The sequence below is a fragment of the Arthrobacter sp. JSM 101049 genome, assembly GCF_041679245.1.
GTDB lineage: Bacteria > Actinomycetota > Actinomycetes > Actinomycetales > Micrococcaceae > Arthrobacter_H.
This window is the reverse complement of the sequence record NZ_JBGFFC010000008.1, coordinates 17635-34390: the sequence shown is the minus strand read 5'-3', so window position 1 is coordinate 34390 and position 16756 is coordinate 17635. Positions and strand designations below refer to the sequence as shown.

The 16756-nt window shown below is 66.7% G+C and carries 17 protein-coding genes; 3 read left to right on the top strand and 14 right to left on the bottom strand.

Going from position 1 to position 16756, the window contains the following annotated elements; translation table 11 throughout:
• Positions 1 to 6 precede the first annotated feature (6 nt).
• The 7 genes from AB8M85_RS15740 to coaD all read right to left on the bottom strand — a co-directional run bounded on the left by AB8M85_RS15740 (position 7) and on the right by coaD (position 6353).
• Entirely contained in the window at positions 7 to 825 is an 819-nt protein-coding gene (locus AB8M85_RS15740; RefSeq protein ID WP_372699784.1) for a CDP-alcohol phosphatidyltransferase family protein, read from the bottom strand.
• Positions 822 to 1883: a glycosyltransferase family 2 protein gene (locus AB8M85_RS15735; protein WP_372699783.1), complete on the bottom strand. Its 1062-nt coding sequence runs from the start codon at positions 1881 to 1883 to the stop codon at positions 822 to 824. Before AB8M85_RS15735 ends, AB8M85_RS15740 begins: the two co-directional genes overlap by 4 nt.
• Positions 1871 to 2782: an ABC transporter ATP-binding protein gene (locus AB8M85_RS15730; protein WP_372699782.1), complete on the bottom strand. Its 912-nt coding sequence runs from the start codon at positions 2780 to 2782 to the stop codon at positions 1871 to 1873. The genes AB8M85_RS15735 and AB8M85_RS15730 overlap by 13 nt, the downstream gene beginning before the upstream one ends.
• The gene (locus AB8M85_RS15725) at positions 2766 to 3617 is read right to left on the bottom strand and encodes an ABC transporter permease (protein WP_372699781.1); all 852 of its coding nucleotides are present in this window, start codon (positions 3615 to 3617) and stop codon (positions 2766 to 2768) included. The genes AB8M85_RS15730 and AB8M85_RS15725 overlap by 17 nt, the downstream gene beginning before the upstream one ends.
• 92 nt (positions 3618 to 3709) lie before the next feature.
• Positions 3710 to 4753 carry an LCP family protein gene (locus AB8M85_RS15720; RefSeq protein WP_372699780.1) on the bottom strand — a complete coding sequence of 348 codons (1044 nt, stop codon included), beginning with the start codon at positions 4751 to 4753 and terminating at the stop codon, positions 3710 to 3712.
• A gap of 180 nt (positions 4754 to 4933) precedes the next feature.
• On the bottom strand, positions 4934 to 5836 hold the full coding sequence (galU, locus tag AB8M85_RS15715) for a UTP--glucose-1-phosphate uridylyltransferase GalU (RefSeq protein ID WP_372699779.1): 903 nt from the start codon (positions 5834 to 5836) through the stop codon (positions 4934 to 4936).
• A 43-nt stretch (positions 5837 to 5879) separates the two neighbouring features.
• Positions 5880 to 6353, bottom strand: a complete 474-nt coding sequence (gene coaD, locus AB8M85_RS15710) for a pantetheine-phosphate adenylyltransferase (RefSeq protein WP_372699778.1) — start codon at positions 6351 to 6353, stop codon at positions 5880 to 5882.
• 78 nt (positions 6354 to 6431) lie between these two features.
• On the opposite strand from coaD, the gene AB8M85_RS15705 reads away from it, so the two are divergent.
• Positions 6432 to 7640: an aminotransferase class I/II-fold pyridoxal phosphate-dependent enzyme gene (locus tag AB8M85_RS15705; RefSeq protein ID WP_372699777.1), complete on the top strand. Its 1209-nt coding sequence runs from the start codon at positions 6432 to 6434 to the stop codon at positions 7638 to 7640.
• The gene (locus AB8M85_RS15700) at positions 7637 to 8428 is read left to right on the top strand and encodes a spermidine synthase (protein WP_372699776.1); all 792 of its coding nucleotides are present in this window, start codon (positions 7637 to 7639) and stop codon (positions 8426 to 8428) included. Before AB8M85_RS15705 ends, AB8M85_RS15700 begins: the two co-directional genes overlap by 4 nt.
• Here AB8M85_RS15700 and rsmD read toward each other — a convergent pair.
• Genes rsmD through AB8M85_RS15680 form a run of 4 tightly spaced genes read right to left on the bottom strand, consistent with a single transcriptional unit; the run spans position 8390 to position 13232 of the window.
• Complete coding sequence (rsmD, locus tag AB8M85_RS15695; RefSeq protein ID WP_372699775.1) at positions 8390 to 8974, bottom strand: 16S rRNA (guanine(966)-N(2))-methyltransferase RsmD; 585 nt, start codon at positions 8972 to 8974, stop codon at positions 8390 to 8392. The genes AB8M85_RS15700 and rsmD overlap by 39 nt on opposite strands.
• A gap of 5 nt (positions 8975 to 8979) precedes the next feature.
• Entirely contained in the window at positions 8980 to 11217 is a 2238-nt protein-coding gene (locus AB8M85_RS15690) for an ATP-dependent DNA helicase RecG (protein ID WP_372699774.1), read from the bottom strand.
• Complete coding sequence (locus AB8M85_RS15685; protein WP_372699773.1) at positions 11210 to 12172, bottom strand: DAK2 domain-containing protein; 963 nt, start codon at positions 12170 to 12172, stop codon at positions 11210 to 11212. The genes AB8M85_RS15690 and AB8M85_RS15685 overlap by 8 nt, the downstream gene beginning before the upstream one ends.
• A 22-nt stretch (positions 12173 to 12194) precedes the next feature.
• Positions 12195 to 13232, bottom strand: a complete 1038-nt coding sequence (locus AB8M85_RS15680; RefSeq protein WP_372699772.1) for an LCP family protein — start codon at positions 13230 to 13232, stop codon at positions 12195 to 12197.
• A 66-nt stretch (positions 13233 to 13298) separates the two neighbouring features.
• Between AB8M85_RS15680 and AB8M85_RS15675 the strand changes: the two genes are divergently transcribed.
• A complete protein-coding gene (locus AB8M85_RS15675) occupies positions 13299 to 13793 on the top strand; it encodes a DUF3515 domain-containing protein (RefSeq protein ID WP_372699771.1) in 495 nt (164 codons plus the stop codon).
• Positions 13794 to 13817: 24 nt separating this feature from the next.
• Here AB8M85_RS15675 and AB8M85_RS15670 read toward each other — a convergent pair whose 3' ends face one another.
• The 3 genes from AB8M85_RS15670 to AB8M85_RS15660 are packed head-to-tail and all read right to left on the bottom strand — an operon-like array spanning position 13818 to position 16749.
• Positions 13818 to 14960 (bottom strand): D-alanine--D-alanine ligase family protein, encoded by a 1143-nt coding sequence (locus tag AB8M85_RS15670; RefSeq protein ID WP_372699837.1) that lies wholly within the window; start codon positions 14958 to 14960, stop codon positions 13818 to 13820.
• Positions 14939 to 15970, bottom strand: coding sequence for an NAD(P)H-dependent glycerol-3-phosphate dehydrogenase (locus AB8M85_RS15665; protein ID WP_372699770.1), 1032 nt, complete (start codon positions 15968 to 15970; stop codon positions 14939 to 14941). Before AB8M85_RS15665 ends, AB8M85_RS15670 begins: the two co-directional genes overlap by 22 nt.
• Positions 15967 to 16749: a lysophospholipid acyltransferase family protein gene (locus tag AB8M85_RS15660; protein WP_372699769.1), complete on the bottom strand. Its 783-nt coding sequence runs from the start codon at positions 16747 to 16749 to the stop codon at positions 15967 to 15969. Before AB8M85_RS15660 ends, AB8M85_RS15665 begins: the two co-directional genes overlap by 4 nt.
• Positions 16750 to 16756 lie beyond the last annotated feature (7 nt).

Sequence of the window (16756 nt, the reverse complement as noted above, 5' to 3'; positions counted from 1 at the left end):
GATCTCCTACGCGCTCAGTCTGGACGAGGCCATGGTGGCGGTGAAATGCCCCAGGTTCACGAACATGGTGACGGGGAGCAGAGCCCACAGCAGCCAGCTTTCGGCCAGTCCCGGCTGTGCCAGGACGGCCGAGATGATCGAGGCGGCGAGCACCAGCAGGCTCAGTTCCACGGCATGCAGCAGCCGGTGGAACGGAAGGAACCGCGCCGCCCGGCGCAGCTTGCCGAGCACGGACGTGGCGGGGATGGCCCGGGCCTCCCCCGTGTCGGGCAATTTCCCCAGCCCCGCCATGCCGCGGGCCGCGTGGACCATGAGGCTGAGCGAGCGGTTGAGGACCAGCAGCAGCGCGACCAGTGCACCGATGAACAGGATGCGGTAGTCCAGGCCGGCGGCGTCCCCCCGGTCCCCGAGGGCGATCCGGAAGGCCAGGGCGATGGGCAGCAGCGCCTCGGTGGTGTGGTGCCCGACCATGTCGATGAAGATGCCCTTGGGCCCCTGCGTCTGGCGCCAGCGGGCGACCTCGCCGTCACAGCAATCGAAGTACAACTGCAGCTGCGAGAGGACGACGGCGAGCAGCGGCCCCCAGATCCCGGGGATGAACAATGCGGCGGACATGGCCCAGCCGGACAGGATCATCAGCCCGGTCACCCCGTTGGCGGTGATCGGGGTCCGGATCAGCAGGGCGGTGAGGTAGATCGAGATGTGGCGCAGGTACAGCTCGGCCGTCCAGTGTTCGGCGTTGCGCCGGGCGCGGACCTCTGGCGGCTGGCACACGGCACGGAGCTGGTCCAGCGTGGGCCGTGGGGGGCGGTCCTCGACGATCACGTGGTCCTCCTGCACCGTCCGCGGCCGGTGTCGACGGTGTTCCCCGAACCCCGCAACCGGCCGCGGATGAAGCCCGCGGCCCAGGGGAAGTGGATCGTGGGCAGCACGCGCGCCAGCAGCAACCGCTGGGTCGGACGCAGGTGGTCCGTCGTGGCTGCGGCGTAGCCGACCAGTCCCGCGTAGACCAGCGGCGCCACGCGGAAGCCCCGCAGGAGCATCCCCTTGACCGGCCCGGCATCGGCCAGCGGGACAAACCAGGCCAGGCCACCCACCGAGGACGCCAACAGGGCCGCCGGCGGGAGCAGATGGCGCAAGGACTTTCCCTCGGGGTGACGGCGTGCCAGTTCCCCACGCCACACGCCGGAGGCATAGCTTTGCGCGGCCAGGGGCCCGAAGTCCTCACGCGGGAAGTAGGCGGTGCTCAACTCGGGGTCGAACCAGATCTTGTGCCCGGCCTTGCGGATGCGCAGGCACAGTTCCCAATCCTGGCCGCGCCACAACGATTCGTCGTAGAAGCCGACCTCGTCGAAGATGGAGCGCCGGAAGATCCCCAGGTAGGCGGATTCGGCTTCACCTTCGGGTGCGCCGGCGTGGTAGGCGGCGCCACCCAGGCCGTAGCGGGAGTTGTAGGCGGCGGCAACGGCACGCTGGAGGTCGTTGCGGCCGCGGGCAGCCATCAGGCCCCCGACGTCGGCGGCCCCCGTGCGCAGCAACGTCGCGACCCCACGGCGTGTGTAGTCGGGCGCGAGGATGCTGTGGGCGTCCACCCGGATGACGACGGGCAGGCGGGTCGCCTTGATCGCCAGGTTCAGCCCGATGGGCGTCCGGGACGCCGGGTTGTGGACGTAGCGGACACGGGAATCCGTCGCCGCCATGGATTCGACGATGCGCGTCGTGTCATCGGTACTGGGTCCCAGGGCGAGGACGATCTCCTGCTCGCCGTCGTACTCCTGTCCGAGGATGCTCTCGACCGCTTGGCGGACGTAATCGGCCTCGTTGAGCACCGGCATCACGTACGAGACGCCGGGGCTCGCCTCGCGCTCCATCACTTGCGCCATTCGCGGTAGGCGGCGATGACCTCTGCGGGTTCGCCGTCCATTTCGAGTTTCCCGTGGTTGATCCACAGCGCGCGGTTGCACGTTTCCTTGATCGATTTCATGGAGTGCGAAACGTGGAAGACGGTACCCGCGTTCTCCCGGATTTCGCGGATCTTCGCCTCGCTGCGGCGGTGGAAGCGGGCGTCGCCCACCGCCAGGGCCTCGTCGACGATGAGGATGTCGTGCTGCTTGGACGCGGCGATGGCGAATTTCAGGCGGGCGGACATCCCAGAGGAATAGGTGCGCATCGGCAGGTCGATGAAGTCCTCGAGTTCGGCGAAGGCGATGATGTCCTCGCGCAGCCGTTCGATCTCATCCCGGGTGAACCCCAAGGCAAGTCCGCCGAGGGTGATGTTCTTGTCGCCCGAGAGGTCCGGCATGAGCGCGGCCCCCACGCCCAGCATGTTGGGACGGGAGGAAGCGTAGACGGCGCCCTGGGAGGGCGGTGTCAGGCCCACGATGGCCCGCATCAACGTCGACTTGCCGGAACCGTTGGGCCCGATGATGCCGATGGACTCGTTCTCGTAGGCCGTGAAGGAGACCCCCCGGAGCGCTTCCACGGAGCGCATGCCGCGCACCTGTGTGGACATGAGCCGGCGGAGGCCGGCCTTCCCGGCCTTCTTGCCGCTGGAAAAGACCTTGTAGGTGACGTGGAGGTCATCGACGACGACGACGGGCTGGCGGCCGTTCTCGTCGGGTTGCAGGAGTTCGGGGCGGGGCTGGTTCAGGCCTCCTGCAGCGTTCACGTGGACCGGCTCGTTCACGTCGATCTGGTCCACGATCTGGGGACGCTGGTCGTGCCGATACCGGCCGCCTGGCCCGGGGGTGTTCAGTCCGGGGGAATCAGTTGTCTCGGCCATAACGCTCCTCTGCGGTCCAAAAGAATACGATGCCGAAAATGGCGACGGCGACGGACCAGACGACCACCACCACCCACGCGTGCAGGCTCGGGAAGGCGACAGAGTCCAGGATGGATCCTCGGGCGATTTGCAGCACCTGGTAGACCGGATGGAAGTCGAAGACCCGGATCATCCAGGGCCATTGGTTCAGGATCCTGTCGACGCTGAACAGCACGCCGGAGGTGTAGAACAGGATGCGGGTGAAGATGGGCAGCAGGTGGGTCAGGTCCCGGATGTGCACGGTCAGCCGCGCGCAAATCAGTGCCACGCCCATGTTGAAGACGCTGAAGATGGCGATCAGCGGAATAATCAGCAACCAGCTGGGTTTCGGATAGGCCCCCAGGATCGTGCAGTAGATGAACATGACCAGCAGCATGGGCATCAGGGAGAGGAACTGCTCGATCACGGTGGAAAAGGGCAGGGTTACCCGGGGGAAGGACAGCGATTGGACCAGCGATTGGTTGCTGGTGATGGCCTTGGCCCCCTGGTTCATCGAGGAGCTGAAGAACTCAAAGAGGAAGACGCCGATGACCACGAAGATGGGGAAGTCGGCAGGCCGGCTCGAGCCTTGCAGCAGGCCGAAGATCAGGCCGTACATCAGGGCGTTCATGGTCGGCTTGAAGATGATCCACAACATGCCGAGGCGGTTGCGCTGGTTGGTCGCCTGGATCCGGCTCTTGGCCATTTCGAAGGCGAAGTCGCGTCGCGCCCAGGCCTGGCGCACGTAGTCGAAGAAGTGCGGACGGGCGCCCACCCGGTGTAGGGTCCGCGGGCCGTCCTGCTGGGCCACAGTCATCTATGCGCTTCCTCAGTGGTTGTTGTTCCCGGTCCGCGGTGGCGGACAGGGGAATTCCGATTCTACGGGACGAGCGGGGCCAAACGGCGGACTTAGGGAGTGCCGGGAGCCACACCCGAGGACGTCGCGCTGCCGGCTTCCGATTCCTCCGACAGGTACGACTTCATGGTGTCGGAGCGCAACGCCCGCCCGACGCGGTCGATGGCTTCCTGGTCCTTGAGCACGATGGATTGCCCGTCCGCCGAGCGCGAGGTTCCCGCGGTAGGCAAAGTGAAGGAATGGACGTCGTTGGGCCGAAGGTCCTTCAGCTGGAGGCCGAGACCGGCGATGGTCTGGGCATCGAACGTCTTGTCCAGGGTGAGATAGGGGGAGACCTTGTCGATGACCTGGTACAGCGTGGCGGGGTTGGTCAACGTCTGCGCGGCGAGCATCTTGTTGATCACCGCGTCGAGGAACTTCTGCTGGTTCTTCACCCGCTGGTAGTCCCCGGAAACGAAGGACTTGCGTTCGCGCACGAACCGCAGTGCCCGGTCGCCCTTGAGGTTCAGTTCGCCCACCGGGTAGAAGTAGTCCGTGTCGTTGGCGGTGAAGGCGATGTCGTTCTGCACGGTGACGCCGCCCAGTGCGGTCGTCAGGTCCCGGAAGCCCTGGAAGTCGATGACCGCCACGTGGTCGATCTTGGTGTCGAAGAGGCCCTCGAAGGTCTGCACCACCAAGGGGACGCCCCCGAAGGCCATGGCCGCGTTGATCTTGTTCATCCCGTGGCCGGGGATCTCCAGCCAGGTATCGCGCATGACCGACATGACGTAGACACCTTCGCGGTTGGCCGGGATGTGGACCAGCATCATCGTGTCGGATCGTTGGCCCGTCCCGCCGGACTCGATGACATTGCTGGTGACCTGGTTGGCGCCGCCGAAATCGGCTCCCATAAGCAGGATGTTCATGGAGGCGTCTCCCGGATCCTTGACCGGCCTTCCCTCCTCGTCCGGGAACGCCGACTGAAGTGTTTCGGTCTTCCCGTCGAAGGTATTAGCGAGCGTGAACACGTATCCGCCGGCGACGACCGCCACCAGGACAACGACGGAAGCAACGGCGATGAGGATCGTTCGTGCCCGGTGTTTCTTCGGTGGCGCCATGCGGCGCGGGACATAGCCCGATCCAGGTTGCGTGCTGTTCAAAAAATTCTCCCTGCGTGCGCTGGAGCCACGCCCATGGGGTGGCTGCCGTTGGCGCGCGGATTCGGTTCCGTCGCTTCGACGCCCGACAGCCTAGCTCCCGAATCTGGGAGCCCGCTGTGGGGACGCCGTGCAAGAAGTCTAGCGGTCCAGGTCCGCGACGAATTCCTTAAGCCAGGGAACCAGCCGATCTCCGATGTCGTGGCGTTCGGATGCGAGGCTGATGACCGCTTGGATGTAGCTGAGCTTGTCGCCGGTATCGTAACGCCGTCCGCGGAACACGACGGCGTGGACGCCGCCTCCAATTTCCTCGGAGCTGGCCAGTTCCTGGAGTGCGTCCGTGAGCTGGACCTCGTCTCCGCGACCGGGTTCGGTGCGTTCGAGGACTTCGAAGACACTGGGGTGCAGGACATATCTGCCGATGACAGCCAAATTCGATGGGGCTTCCTCCGGCTTGGGCTTTTCCACGAGCCGGTTGACCTTGACGTAGTCCTGGCCATCGACCGGGGTCACGTCGGCGCAACCGTAGGAACCCACCTGGGACGGGTCCACTTCCATCAGTGCGATGACCGATCCCCCAGTCTCCTGCTGGACGCGGATCATTTCGCTGAGCAGCTCATCGCGCTCGTCGATCAGGTCGTCACCGAGCAGTACCGCAAATGGATCATCGCCTACATGCCTCTTGGCGCGGAGGACTGCATGGCCAAGACCTCGTGGATCCCCCTGCCGTACGTAATGGATCTCCCCGAGCTCTGTGGCTTCCTGGATCAAGCGGAGTTTCTCGTCGTCGCCCTTGTCGGCCAGGACCTTTTCCAGACTGGGCACGCGGTCGAAGTGGTCCTCCAGTGCGCGCTTGCTGCGTCCGGTGATCATCAACACATCGCTCAGCCCGGCCTTGGCAGCCTCGGCGACGACGTACTGGATCGCCGGCTTGTCAACGACAGGGAGCATTTCCTTCGGCATGGCCTTGGTGGCGGGAAGGAAGCGGGTCCCCAGACCCGCGGCGGGGATCACCGCTTTGGTGATGCGTTGTGTCTCAGTCATGACTTTGACTCTACAAGACTGGCCGCAACGATGGATAGGACGACTACCGGCCGTTGCGGAATCGGTTCACCACCGAACGGGGCAGGTATTCGTCCACGTCACCGCCCAGTCCCTGGACTTCCTTGATGAGCGACGACGAGATGTGCGAGTACCTGTTGTCGGCGGACAGGAAGACGGTCTCGACGCCGGTCAGGTGGCGATTCATCGCGGCCATGGGCATTTCATACTGGTAATCCACCACGGACCGCAGCCCCTTGACGATGGCATCGGCCCCGATCTCGCGGCAGAAGTCCGCGAGCAGTCCGTCGCCCATGGGCTCGACGGTGATCCCGGCCAGTCCCGACAGGGTCTCGCGTGCCATGGCGATCCGCTCGTCCTGGGCGAAGCGGTACTTCTTGGCATAGTTGGTGGATACGGCGACCACGACCTCATCGAACAAGTTGCTGGCTCGGGCGATGATTTCCACGTGGCCCTTGTGGATGGGATCGAAGGATCCGGGGCAGACGGCACGGCGCATACCTGCAATCTACCAACCGTGGCCCCGTTGCCGGTCACTAATCGTCACCTGGGGCGCGTCCTTGTCATACTGGTGCCCATGTCCCCTAGTTATCCATGGCAGCGCACCGCTCACGGCGCGAACCTTCTCGGCTCCGACGGCCGTCTGGCGGCGACGATCTTCGAGGAGATCACCGTCCTGGCAGCAGAACACGGCGCCATCAACCTCGGGCAGGGCTTTCCGGATACCGATGGCCCGGATTTCATGGCAGAGGCAGCCGCAGCCAACATCCGCTCCGGACACAACCAATATGCCCCCGGTGCTGGCATCCCCGAGTTGCGGGAAGCCATTGCGGCCCACCAACAACGCTTCTACGGGCTGGTTCCGGATCCTGCCTCCGGCGTCGTCGTGACTACGGGCGCCACCGAGGCCATTGCCGCTTCCGTGCTGGCCCTGGTCAATCCAGGCGACGAGGTCTTGACCTTCGAGCCGTTCTACGACTCCTACGGGGCAGCCATTGCCCTGGCCGGGGGCGTCCACCGCACAGTTGCGCTGCGGGCGCCGGACTTCCAGCCCGACCCGGACGAGCTCGAGCGCGCGGTGACGGGCAGAACGCGGATGATCCTGCTGAACAACCCCCATAATCCGACGGGTACCGTGTTTGGTCGCGGGGTCCTGGAACAGATCGTGGAGCTGGCCCAGCGCCACGATGTCCTCATCGTGTCCGACGAAGTCTACGAACACCTCACCTTCGGCGTGTCCCATGTCCCCGTTGCCTCCCTTGACGGCGCCTGGGAGCGGACCCTGACGATCTCGTCTGCTGGAAAGACCTTTTCCTTCACCGGGTGGAAAGTGGGCTGGGCCACCGGGCCGGCATACCTGGTGGCGGCGATACGCACCGTCAAGCAGTTCCTGACCTACAGTTCCGGACCTGCGTACCAGCCCGCCGTGGCCGAGGCACTGAAGTTACCGGAGGACTACTTCAGCGGGTTCGCGGAGGATCTCGGGGCTCGGGGACGGCAGCTGGCCGATGGTCTCGAGGCATCGGGCATGGCCGTATACCGGCCACAGGGAACCTATTTCGTGGTGGCGGACGTCGCGCCGCTGGGGTTCGACGACGCCGCGGTCCTGGCCCGGCAAATGCCCGCAACCGTCGGCGTCGCGGGCATTCCACTGTCGGTGTTCTGCCATGAGGAGGGTGCCGAGGCGACGCGCACGCTCCTCCGGTTCGCCTTTTGCAAGCGGCCCGAGGTGCTCCGCGAGGCGACGCAGCGCCTTTCGTCCCTGCCGGAGACCCTCAGCAGATGAGTGGCGGAGGCGACGGGGTCCGCCGGCGGTGGCTGGCCGGGGTGGGCCAGCATGCCAGCCTCTCACCGGATACCTGGGTTCCGGGTGCCTGGGTGCTCTCGATCGGCGGTGCCGAACAATCCCACGTGAACCTGGCCGACCCGACGGACATCTTCTACGAATACCTGCGGCGGCTCGCCAACCATCTGGACCTGATCACCGAGCCCGGGACACCGTTGGATGTGCTGCATCTCGGTGCCGGCGCCCTGACGCTCGCACGCTATGTGGAGGCGACGCGGCCGGGCAGCGGCCAGCTGGCGGTGGACTCGGAACGCGAGTTGTTGGGGTTCGTCACCGAAAACCTGCCGGTCTCGGAGCCGGCCCGGCTGCGGCTGGTCATCGACGATGCCCGGGACGTCCTGGCCTCCCAACTGCTGGAGGAACGCTTCGACGCGATCGTCTTGGACGTTTTCGCCGGGGCCGATGCCCCGGCGCACCTGCGCGAGCCGTCCTTCCACGAGGAGCTCCGGGCGCAGCTGAAACCAGGGGGCATCTCGCTGGTCAATGTGGGCGATGACCCTCCCCTGGCATTCGTGCGGGAACAACTCCGGGTCATGGAGGCCGCCTACCGCCAGGTCACCGTCGCCGCGCCCTCCGACTTGTTCGGCGGCCGGTTCCCCGGAAACTTCATCCTCATGGGCACCGATGCTCCGTGGAACGACGAGCGGATGGACGCCCTGCGCGCTCTCGGCCCACACCCCGGCAGCGTGCTATCCGGCGTCGGCCTCGACGGGTTCCGCAAACCATAGGGTCGTCTCTCCGTACTTCTTCGACGATGTCGCCGCCAATCCGGCCGGCCAGACCGGTTCGGGCGATCGGGTCGACCGCTCCAGCACGACGAGGGAATCGTCGTTCAGGACCGGGACCAGGGACTGCAGTGTCGCGGCCAGGTCGTCCTCGGTCAGCGGGTAGGGCGGATCCATGAACACGAGGTCCCATCCGCGTCCGGAGTCCGACTCGGCGGCCAGGAAGGTGTTCACTGCTCCGCGCCGCACGGTCACGGTCTCGTTGCGCAGGTGCCGGTTGACCACTGCGGCGTTGGCCTGGCATATCGCCAGCGCCTTGGGCGCCTGCTCCACGAGGACGACGGCGCGGGCCCCACGGCTGGCTGCTTCCACTCCGAGGGCACCGGAGCCCGCGTAGAGGTCCAGGACGCGTGCCCCGTCCAGCTCGTCGCGGCTTTCCAGCCGCGAGAAGAGTGCTTCCTTGACCCGGTCGGTGGTGGGGCGGGTGGCGTCCCCCGGTACCGACCTGAGTCCCAGTCCCCCGGCCGTGCCGGCAATGATGCGTCCCATATCCCCTATCCCCGTTCCAGAAATGCCTGCATGTCATCATCCACCCAGTCGTGCACCATCTGCCGCAAATCCGGGTACGCTGCCAGGCCGCCGAGGCTGTCCACGATCTCCTCAGCATCGGTGCGGGCCGCTTCGATGATCTTGCGGTCCCGGACCACCCGGAGGATTTTCAGGGTGTTCTGCCCGCCGGACTGGCGGGACCCAAGGACGTCCCCCTCCCGGCGGTCGGCCAGGTCGAGTTCGGCCAGCGTGAAGCCGTCGGTGGTCGCGGCGACTGCCTGCAGCCGTTTCAACGCCGGGTGTCCGGCCGGGAGCCAGGTGGCCAGCAGGCAGGTTCCGGGCAGGCCGCCGCGTCCCACGCGGCCGCGCAGCTGGTGCAATTGGGACACACCGAATGATTCGGCGTCGAGGATCACCATCGCCGTGGCATTAGCGACGTCCACCCCCACCTCGATGACGGTCGTGGACACCAGGATCTGGGTCTCCCCCGATTCGAAGCCGGACATGGCCTCGGCCTTCTCCTCGCCGGACATGCGTCCGTGCAGCATGCCGATCCTGACGCCGGCGAACAGGTCCAGGCCGGTGATGTGCCGGTACATCTGCTCCACGGTTGCCTTCGACGGACCGGATGCGCCCCCCGCGCCGGAGGGCTCGCCCCAGGCACCTGGCAGGGTGGAGCCGTCGTCCTCCGGCCAGGCCGGGTCCATGTCCTCTTCGGCCGCCTGCTCGGTGATGCGCGGGCAGACCAGGTAGACCTGGTGGCCCTTGTCGGCTTCCTCGCGCATCATGGCGAAGAGCCGGTTGCGGTACCGCTCGTCATTCAGGTTCGCGACGTAGGTGCTGATCGGGGCCCGGCCGGCGGGAAGTTCCGCCAGGCTGCTGATTTCCAGGTCCCCGAAGGCCGTGATGGCCACCGTCCGGGGGATGGGGGTGGCTGTCATGACCAGCATATGGGGCTGCAGCTTGCCCTTGGCCCGCAGCGTGTCGCGCTGCTCGACGCCGAAGCGGTGCTGCTCGTCGACGACGACCAGCCCGAGCTCGGCGAAGATGACGTTCTCCGACAGCAATGCGTGGGTGCCGATGACGATGCCGGTTTGGCCGGAGGCCACCCGCAGGAGGACCTCCTTGCGGCGCGCTGCGGGCATGGATCCGGTGAGAAGGTCCACGCGGGTGCCGTCGGGGTCCCCGTCCAGCTGCCCGCCCCGGCCCAGGGCACCCAGCATGCGCGAGATCGAGGCATAGTGTTGTTGCGCGAGGACCTCGGTCGGCGCCATGAGCGCGGTCTGCGCGCCGGAATCGATCACCTGGAGCATGGCACGCAGGGCAACGACGGTCTTGCCGGAGCCGACTTCACCTTGCAGCAGCCGGTTCATCGGCCGATCGCGGGCGAGGTCGGCGGAGATCTCCAAGCCGGCGGTCACCTGTCCTTCGGTCAGCGTGAAGGGCAAGGATTCCTCGAACCGGTTGAGGATGCCGTCCACACCGCCGACGCGCGCCATGGCAGGCTGCCGGAAGCGGTGGGCCCGTCGTTCGGCCAGGGCCAATTGCAGCACGAGGGCCTCGTCGTAGCGGAAGCGCCTTTTGGCAGCTTCACCGTGGGCCACGGTCTCGGGCGCATGGACGGCGTGGAGCGCGCGGGCCATGCCCGGCAGCTGATGGCGCGAACGCAGGGAGCCGGGCAGCGGATCGGGGTAGGCCTCGGCGGTGACGCCGGCCAGGACGAGGTCCATCATGGCTCGGATGGCCTGGCTGGGTACGACCGCCGTGGCGGGATAGATGGGGATGGGCCGTGGTTCGGCCTCGTCCGCGGTGTCGAGCAGCGCATATTCTGGTTGCGCCAGCTGGAGGGACTGTCGGTATACGCCGACCTTGCCGCTGAACATGGCCACGGTCCCGGGAGCGAGGTCCTTGGCTGCCTTGTAGCCGTTGAAGAACGTCATGGTCAACCGGCCGTGGGCGTCACCGAGTTCGTCCTCGACGGAGACCTGCAACAGCATTCCCTTGCGGCGTTGCATCCTGCGCTGCTCGGAGGAGACCACCCGGGCGACGATGGTGACGGCCTCCCCGAACGGGAGTTCGTCGATACGGGTCAGTTCCCCGACGTCCAGGTACCTGCGGGGGAAATGGTGCAGCAGGTCCCCGCAGGTCGCATAGGAAAATGCCTTCGCCAAGGCAGCCGCCGGCTTGTCCCCGACGGCGTTCCGCAGCGGCGTGTCGGGTCCGAACGAGGTCGAATCAGGCATCGCGGGTGCACAGGTCTGTGATCGAGACGTTCACCGGGTTTCCTGCCTCGCGGATCGCCTGCAGGGCATCCTCGGCTTCCGGGACGTGGACGTGGACTCGCCACCGGTAGCCCTCGGCACCGTCGTTGACGGCACTCATGACCACCGAGGTCCCGATCGAATCAAGCTTCGCCCGAAGGGTGGCGGCATTCAGCGCGTCCAGCGCGATGGTGCACATCACCTCGACCCCGTCTTCGGCCGGCGAGTCTGCGTGGATGTGCGGGTCCTGGATCCCATAACCGTGCAACGGCGTGTACCGCGATTCGTCGATCGCTTCCCCGGTGACCGCGGCGACGAGTGCGTCGAGCACCAACATCATCCCCACGGCCCCGGCGTCGACGACCCGGGCGTTCGCCAACGCGCCGAGCTGGTTCTCGGTGCTGACCACCGAGGCACGGGTGGCAGTCTGCATCGCGTCGAGGACTTCGCGCAATTGGGCACGGCTGGACGCGTCGGCCGTTGACTCGGCGACCGCCGCGGCTGCGGCCTGCGCGGCCGCGGCGACGACGGAGAGCATGGTCCCCGGGACCGGGTCGCTCAGCGCGGACCAGGCCCGGACCCTGCCGCTCTCGAGCCCCGCCGCGACCAGCGGCCCGGTCAGTCTCGGATGGCCCCGCAGCGGTTCCGAGAAGCCGAGCAGGAACACGGCCAGCAGCGTTCCCGAGTTTCCCCGCGCCGATTCCATGCCGGCTCGTCCGGCGGTGGCCAGGTACTCCCCCAGGTCATCGGTCTGCAGGACGGAGACGGCGTCGTGTGCCGTGCGGGCAGTGAGGTAAAGGTTCGAACCGGTATCTCCGTCGGCCACCGGGAAGATGTTGATGGCGTCGAGGCGGTCACTGTGGTTTGCCAGCGAGCCCACCATGGATTCCAGCCAGGCTACCGCCCCGGGAACCCCGGTGGTGATCTTGGCAGTCATGTTCGTTCCCCTCACGGGATGGTCAGAGTCCGTGCGTGCGCACGAATTCGTCGACGGTGTCATCCTGCAGCGCCGCGGCCAGCTCGTCGATGGCGTCGTTGTCGGGAAGGACGATGGATTGGCCGTCGTTGGAACGTCCGACGCCGAGGTTGGGCAGCGTGAAGAAGTGCAGGTCGTTGCCCCGCACTCCAGCCAGGGAGAGACCGAGTTGCCCCAGTTCCGCGGCGTCGAGGGAGTCGTCGACGGAGACATACGGCGAGAGCTCGTTGACGATGTTGGAGATCTTGACCGGGTTGGTCAGGGTGTCCCGGGCCAGCAGCTTGTTCACGACGGCCTTGAGGAAGATCTGCTGGTCCTTCACCCGCTGGTAGTCGCCGTCCTTGAACGACTTGCGCTCACGCACGAACGCCAGCGCCTCTTCCCCGTCCATGTGCTGCATTCCGGCGGAGAAGGAGAAGTCGCGGTGCCCGTTGTTGGTCGTGAACCCGATCGGCACGTTGATGTCGACGCCGCCCAAGGCGTCGGTCAGTCCCTTAAAGCCCTCCATGTCGATGGAGGCAACGTGGTCGATGCGCGTGTCCAACAGCGTTTCGATGGTCTGCACTGCCTTGGGGACGCCTCCGTAGGAGAAGGCTGCATTGATCTTGTGCGTTCCCTTGCCGGGAATCGGCACCCAGGTGTCGCGCATGATCGAGGTGACGAAGACGTCCTTGCGGTCTGCGGGAATGTGCACCAGCATGATCGTGTCCGAGCGGCCGGCGTTGGGCACTCCGGCGAGGTTCTCGGTTTCCCCGGATCCGCCGCGCGAGTCGCTGCCGAGCAGCAGGATGTTCTTCGCTCCGGTGTCCGATTTCTCGGGACGGGCGGATTCCGCGGGGAAGGCCGATTCGATGGTCTGGCTCTTGGTGTCGAAGCTCTTGGCCAGGGAGAAGAGATATCCTCCCGCGACGACCGCTGCGATCACGACCAATGCCAGCAGGGTGATGATGGTCGCCCGGACCGGGTGCTTCTTCTTGCGCTCCGATTGCCCGTAGTCATAACCCATGTTGTCGTCTGACATGTCAGCCTTTCCTCGCCATACTTGCCGTCCCATCCTAGCGGTGACCAGAAGCGATACAGTGGATGGGTGCGTTTGCTTGTTGATTCCCGTGCCCGCCGCCGAGCGGTTGCCGCCCTCGCCGTGCTTTTGTCGGGGTTGGCCTTGTCGGCCTGTTCGGCGCCAGCCAATGTCGAGCCCGCTGCGGATGCCTCCAACCCGCGGTGTGCCGACATGATGGTGACGATGCCGGACGAGTTGGCCGGCTATAAGCTACGCGACACTACCAGCCAGGCGACCGCCGTTTGGGGGGATCCGTCCAAGGTGATCCTCCGGTGCGGGGTGAATGTCCCGGGCCCCACTACGGATCCGTGCGTGTCGGTGAACGGCGTCGATTGGGTGGCCAAGGAAGGCGACGTGGCGTGGACCCTGACCACGTACGGGCGGGACCCGGCCACCGAGGTCCTCTTCAATCCCGACGAGGTCCCGTCCAGTTCCGTCCTCGCCGAGCTCGCGAGCGCCGCGCAACGGATTCCCGCGGACGGACAGTGCAGCACGCTCGACAAGTCCGAAGACCTGCCGTAGCGCCACCCCGCGAACGCGGTCGGGTCAGCGCAGCCCGGTGCGCCGGTTCAGCGCCAGCCAGATGAGTTCGTCCACCAGTTCCGCGTAGCCGAGCCCGGTCTCGTTCCAGATCCTCGGGTACATGCTCACCGGAGTGAACCCCGGCATGGTGTTGATCTCGTTGATGACCCACCGGCCGTCGTCTGTGTAGAAGAAGTCGACCCGCGCCAGCCCCTCTCCGCCGATGGCGTCGAAGGCGGTGGACGCGAGTGCACGGATCGCCTCCACCTGCTCCGCCGGAAGGTCCGCGGGGCAGCTGAGTTCGGCTGCTCCCCCGTCGACGTATTTGGCGTTGAAATCGTAGAAGGTGTCCGCTCCGGCCGTCACGGCAATCTCCCCCGGCAGCGAAGTGCGGGGCGCTGCGGATCCGCGGCCTTCCAGGACGCCGCATTCGATCTCGCGGCCGGCGATCCCCTGCTCGATAATGACCTTCGGGTCGTGCTCGCGCGCGGCGTCGATGGCCTCGATAAGTCCGGCCTCGTCGGCGACGCGGCTGACCCCGACGGAGGAGCCGGCGCGGGCCGGTTTGACGAACAGCGGGTACTCCAACCGGGCCAGGCGTGCCAGGCAGGCACCGCCGTCACGCTGCCATTCCTTGTCGGTCATGACCTCGTAGGGCCCGACCTCCAACCCGGCGGCCGCGAAGGCCAGCTTGGCGAAGTGCTTGTCCATGCCGATGGCGCTGGCCGCGACTCCTGAGCCCACATAGGGGATGTCGGCCAGCTCGAGCAGTCCCTGGACGGTCCCGTCTTCGCCGAATGATCCATGGAGCACCGGGAAGACGACGTCGACGGATCCCAGGCTGCGGAAGGCGCCGGAGGCGCTGTGCCCGATCAGTTCGCTGCCGCCGTCGGTGCGGGAGAGCTGGAGCGATTCGGAGCGCGGTTCGATCTCCGGGGCCGTACCCGAGCTCAGCGACCAGGACTCGGGATCGGCTTCGGTGATCGTCCATTGGCCCTGGCGGGTGATGCCGATGGGCACGACGTCGTACTTCGCCGGATCGAGCACCCGCAGGATGCCTGCGGCGGTCACACAGCTCACGGCGTGCTCCGGGGAGCGGCCACCGAAGAGCAGCGCGACCCGTGTTTTGGCGGCGTTGTCCTGGCTCATGAGGCCTCTCCTTCGGATTTCAGTTCGCGGCCCAGCAGCCGCTCGGCCATGTCGGAAACGGTGAGCTTGCCTTCCAGGACCATGACGACGGCTTCGGTGATCGGCATCTCGACCTCGGCGCTCCGGGCCCGGTCCAGCACGGCGCGCGCGGATTTGATGCCCTCGGCGGTCTGGGTCATAGCCTCGTTCACTTCCTCCAGGCTCAGCCCGTTGCCCAGGTGCCTCCCGGCAGTGCGGTTGCGCGAGAGCGGCGAGGAACAGGTGGCCACCAGGTCGCCGAGACCGGCCAGCCCGGACATCGTCTCGAGCTTCCCACCCACGGCCAGGGCCAGGCGCGTGGTCTCGGCGAGGCCGCGGGTGATGACCGATGCCTTGGTGTTGTCTCCCATGCCGCGGCCGTCGCAGATGCCCACGGCCAGGGCGATGACGTTCTTGACGATGCCGCCGATCTCCACGCCGACCAGGTCAGTGTTCGTGTAGGGGCGGAAGTATTCGGGCGAGCACGCGTTGGCGATCCACGCTGCGGTGTCCTCGTTCGGGCAGGCCACGACGGAGGCCGTGGGCTCTTCCCGGGCGATCTCCATGGCCAGGTTGGGTCCGGAGACCACGGCGATGGCGTCCCGGGGCCAGGCCAGTTCCTCGGCGATCACCTCGGTCATGCGGGCGTCGGTGTCCCGTTCCAGGCCCTTCATGAGCGAAACGATGACGGCCCCGGCCGGCATCAGGTGCCGGATGTCGCGCAACTGCCGCCGGGCCTGCTGCGCCGGGACGGCCAGGACGACCAGGTCGGCGTCTGCCAGGACGGCGGCGGCATCGGAGGAGGCCGTGATGTTCTCCGGGAGCCGGGTGTCCTTCAGGTACGTGGTGTTGGTGTGTCGGGTGGTGATTTCCTCGGCCACCTCGGGCCGACGGGCCCACACCTGGACGGCGGTTCCCGCCTCGGTGCAGGAATCCGCCAGGACCTTGGCGAAGGTGGTCCCCCAGCTTCCGGCGCCCAGGACGGCGATCTTGCGTGGTGCTGGCCTCATCGCGTGCTGCCTCCCGCTGTGTCGTCGTCGTCGGCCGGTTTCTCGTCGATGGACAACCTCCCGGTGGAGGATTGACCGTGTTCGCTGGGGTCCCAGCGGGTGGGCGGCGGGGTCTCGCCCCGGAGGGAGGCCACCTGCGCGGTCAGGGCGTTCATGATCCGGGTGGTGGCCTCGTCCAGCACGGAACGGGTCAGCGGGAGATCCCGCAAGTCGGACAGGTCGACGGGTTCCCCCACTAGGACGCGGACGCGCTTGCGCGGCAGGATCTTCAGGGACTTGCCGTAGCGCGGCAGGACCTGCTGGGCGCCCCAGTGCGCGATCGGCACCACGGGGGCGCCGGTCTGGAGGGCCAGCCGGGCCGCACCGGTGCGTCCGCGCATGGGCCATTCGTGCGGATCACGGGTGAGGGTGCCCTCGGGGTAGATGATGATGACGTCCCCGGCATCGAGCACTTCCCGGGCCACGGCGAGGGAGCCGTTGGCGCTGGAGGAGGACCGGGTGACGGGGATCTGGCGGGAGGCGCGCAGTGCATTCCCGAGCACCGGAACCTTGAACAGCGATTCCTTCGCCAGATACCGCGGCAACCGGCCGTGGTTGTAGAACGCGTGGCCCACCACCACCGGATCGATCTCGGTGACGTGGTTCGGGCAGGCGATGAAGCCGCCTTCCGGCAACTTCTCGAACCCCGTCCATGTCTTGGCCATCAGCAGGTTCATCAATGGCCTGGCGATGCCCGCCATCACCCCGAAGACCAGGCGCTGCCCGGGTTGTCCCTTCATCGGCGCC

Excerpts from the sequence above, each read along its gene's own strand:
- AB8M85_RS15690 (WP_372699774.1), bottom strand. The coding sequence starts at position 11,217 with ATGCCTGATTCGACCTCGTTCGGACCCGACACGCCGCTGCGGAACGCC.
- AB8M85_RS15700 (WP_372699776.1), top strand. The coding sequence starts at position 7,637 with ATGAGTGGCGGAGGCGACGGGGTCCGCCGGCGGTGGCTGGCCGGGGTG.
- AB8M85_RS15685 (WP_372699773.1), bottom strand. The coding sequence starts at position 12,172 with ATGACTGCCAAGATCACCACCGGGGTTCCCGGGGCGGTAGCCTGGCTG.
- AB8M85_RS15660 (WP_372699769.1), bottom strand. The coding sequence starts at position 16,749 with ATGAAGGGACAACCCGGGCAGCGCCTGGTCTTCGGGGTGATGGCGGGC.
- AB8M85_RS15705 (WP_372699777.1), top strand. The coding sequence starts at position 6,432 with ATGTCCCCTAGTTATCCATGGCAGCGCACCGCTCACGGCGCGAACCTT.
- rsmD (WP_372699775.1), bottom strand. The coding sequence starts at position 8,974 with ATGGGACGCATCATTGCCGGCACGGCCGGGGGACTGGGACTCAGGTCG.
- AB8M85_RS15735 (WP_372699783.1), bottom strand. The coding sequence starts at position 1,883 with ATGGCGCAAGTGATGGAGCGCGAGGCGAGCCCCGGCGTCTCGTACGTG.
- AB8M85_RS15730 (WP_372699782.1), bottom strand. The coding sequence starts at position 2,782 with ATGGCCGAGACAACTGATTCCCCCGGACTGAACACCCCCGGGCCAGGC.
- AB8M85_RS15680 (WP_372699772.1), bottom strand. The coding sequence starts at position 13,232 with ATGTCAGACGACAACATGGGTTATGACTACGGGCAATCGGAGCGCAAG.
- galU (WP_372699779.1), bottom strand. The coding sequence starts at position 5,836 with ATGACTGAGACACAACGCATCACCAAAGCGGTGATCCCCGCCGCGGGT.
- AB8M85_RS15725 (WP_372699781.1), bottom strand. The coding sequence starts at position 3,617 with ATGACTGTGGCCCAGCAGGACGGCCCGCGGACCCTACACCGGGTGGGC.
- coaD (WP_372699778.1), bottom strand. The coding sequence starts at position 6,353 with ATGCGCCGTGCCGTCTGCCCCGGATCCTTCGATCCCATCCACAAGGGC.
- AB8M85_RS15720 (WP_372699780.1), bottom strand. The coding sequence starts at position 4,753 with ATGGCGCCACCGAAGAAACACCGGGCACGAACGATCCTCATCGCCGTT.
- AB8M85_RS15665 (WP_372699770.1), bottom strand. The coding sequence starts at position 15,970 with ATGAGGCCAGCACCACGCAAGATCGCCGTCCTGGGCGCCGGAAGCTGG.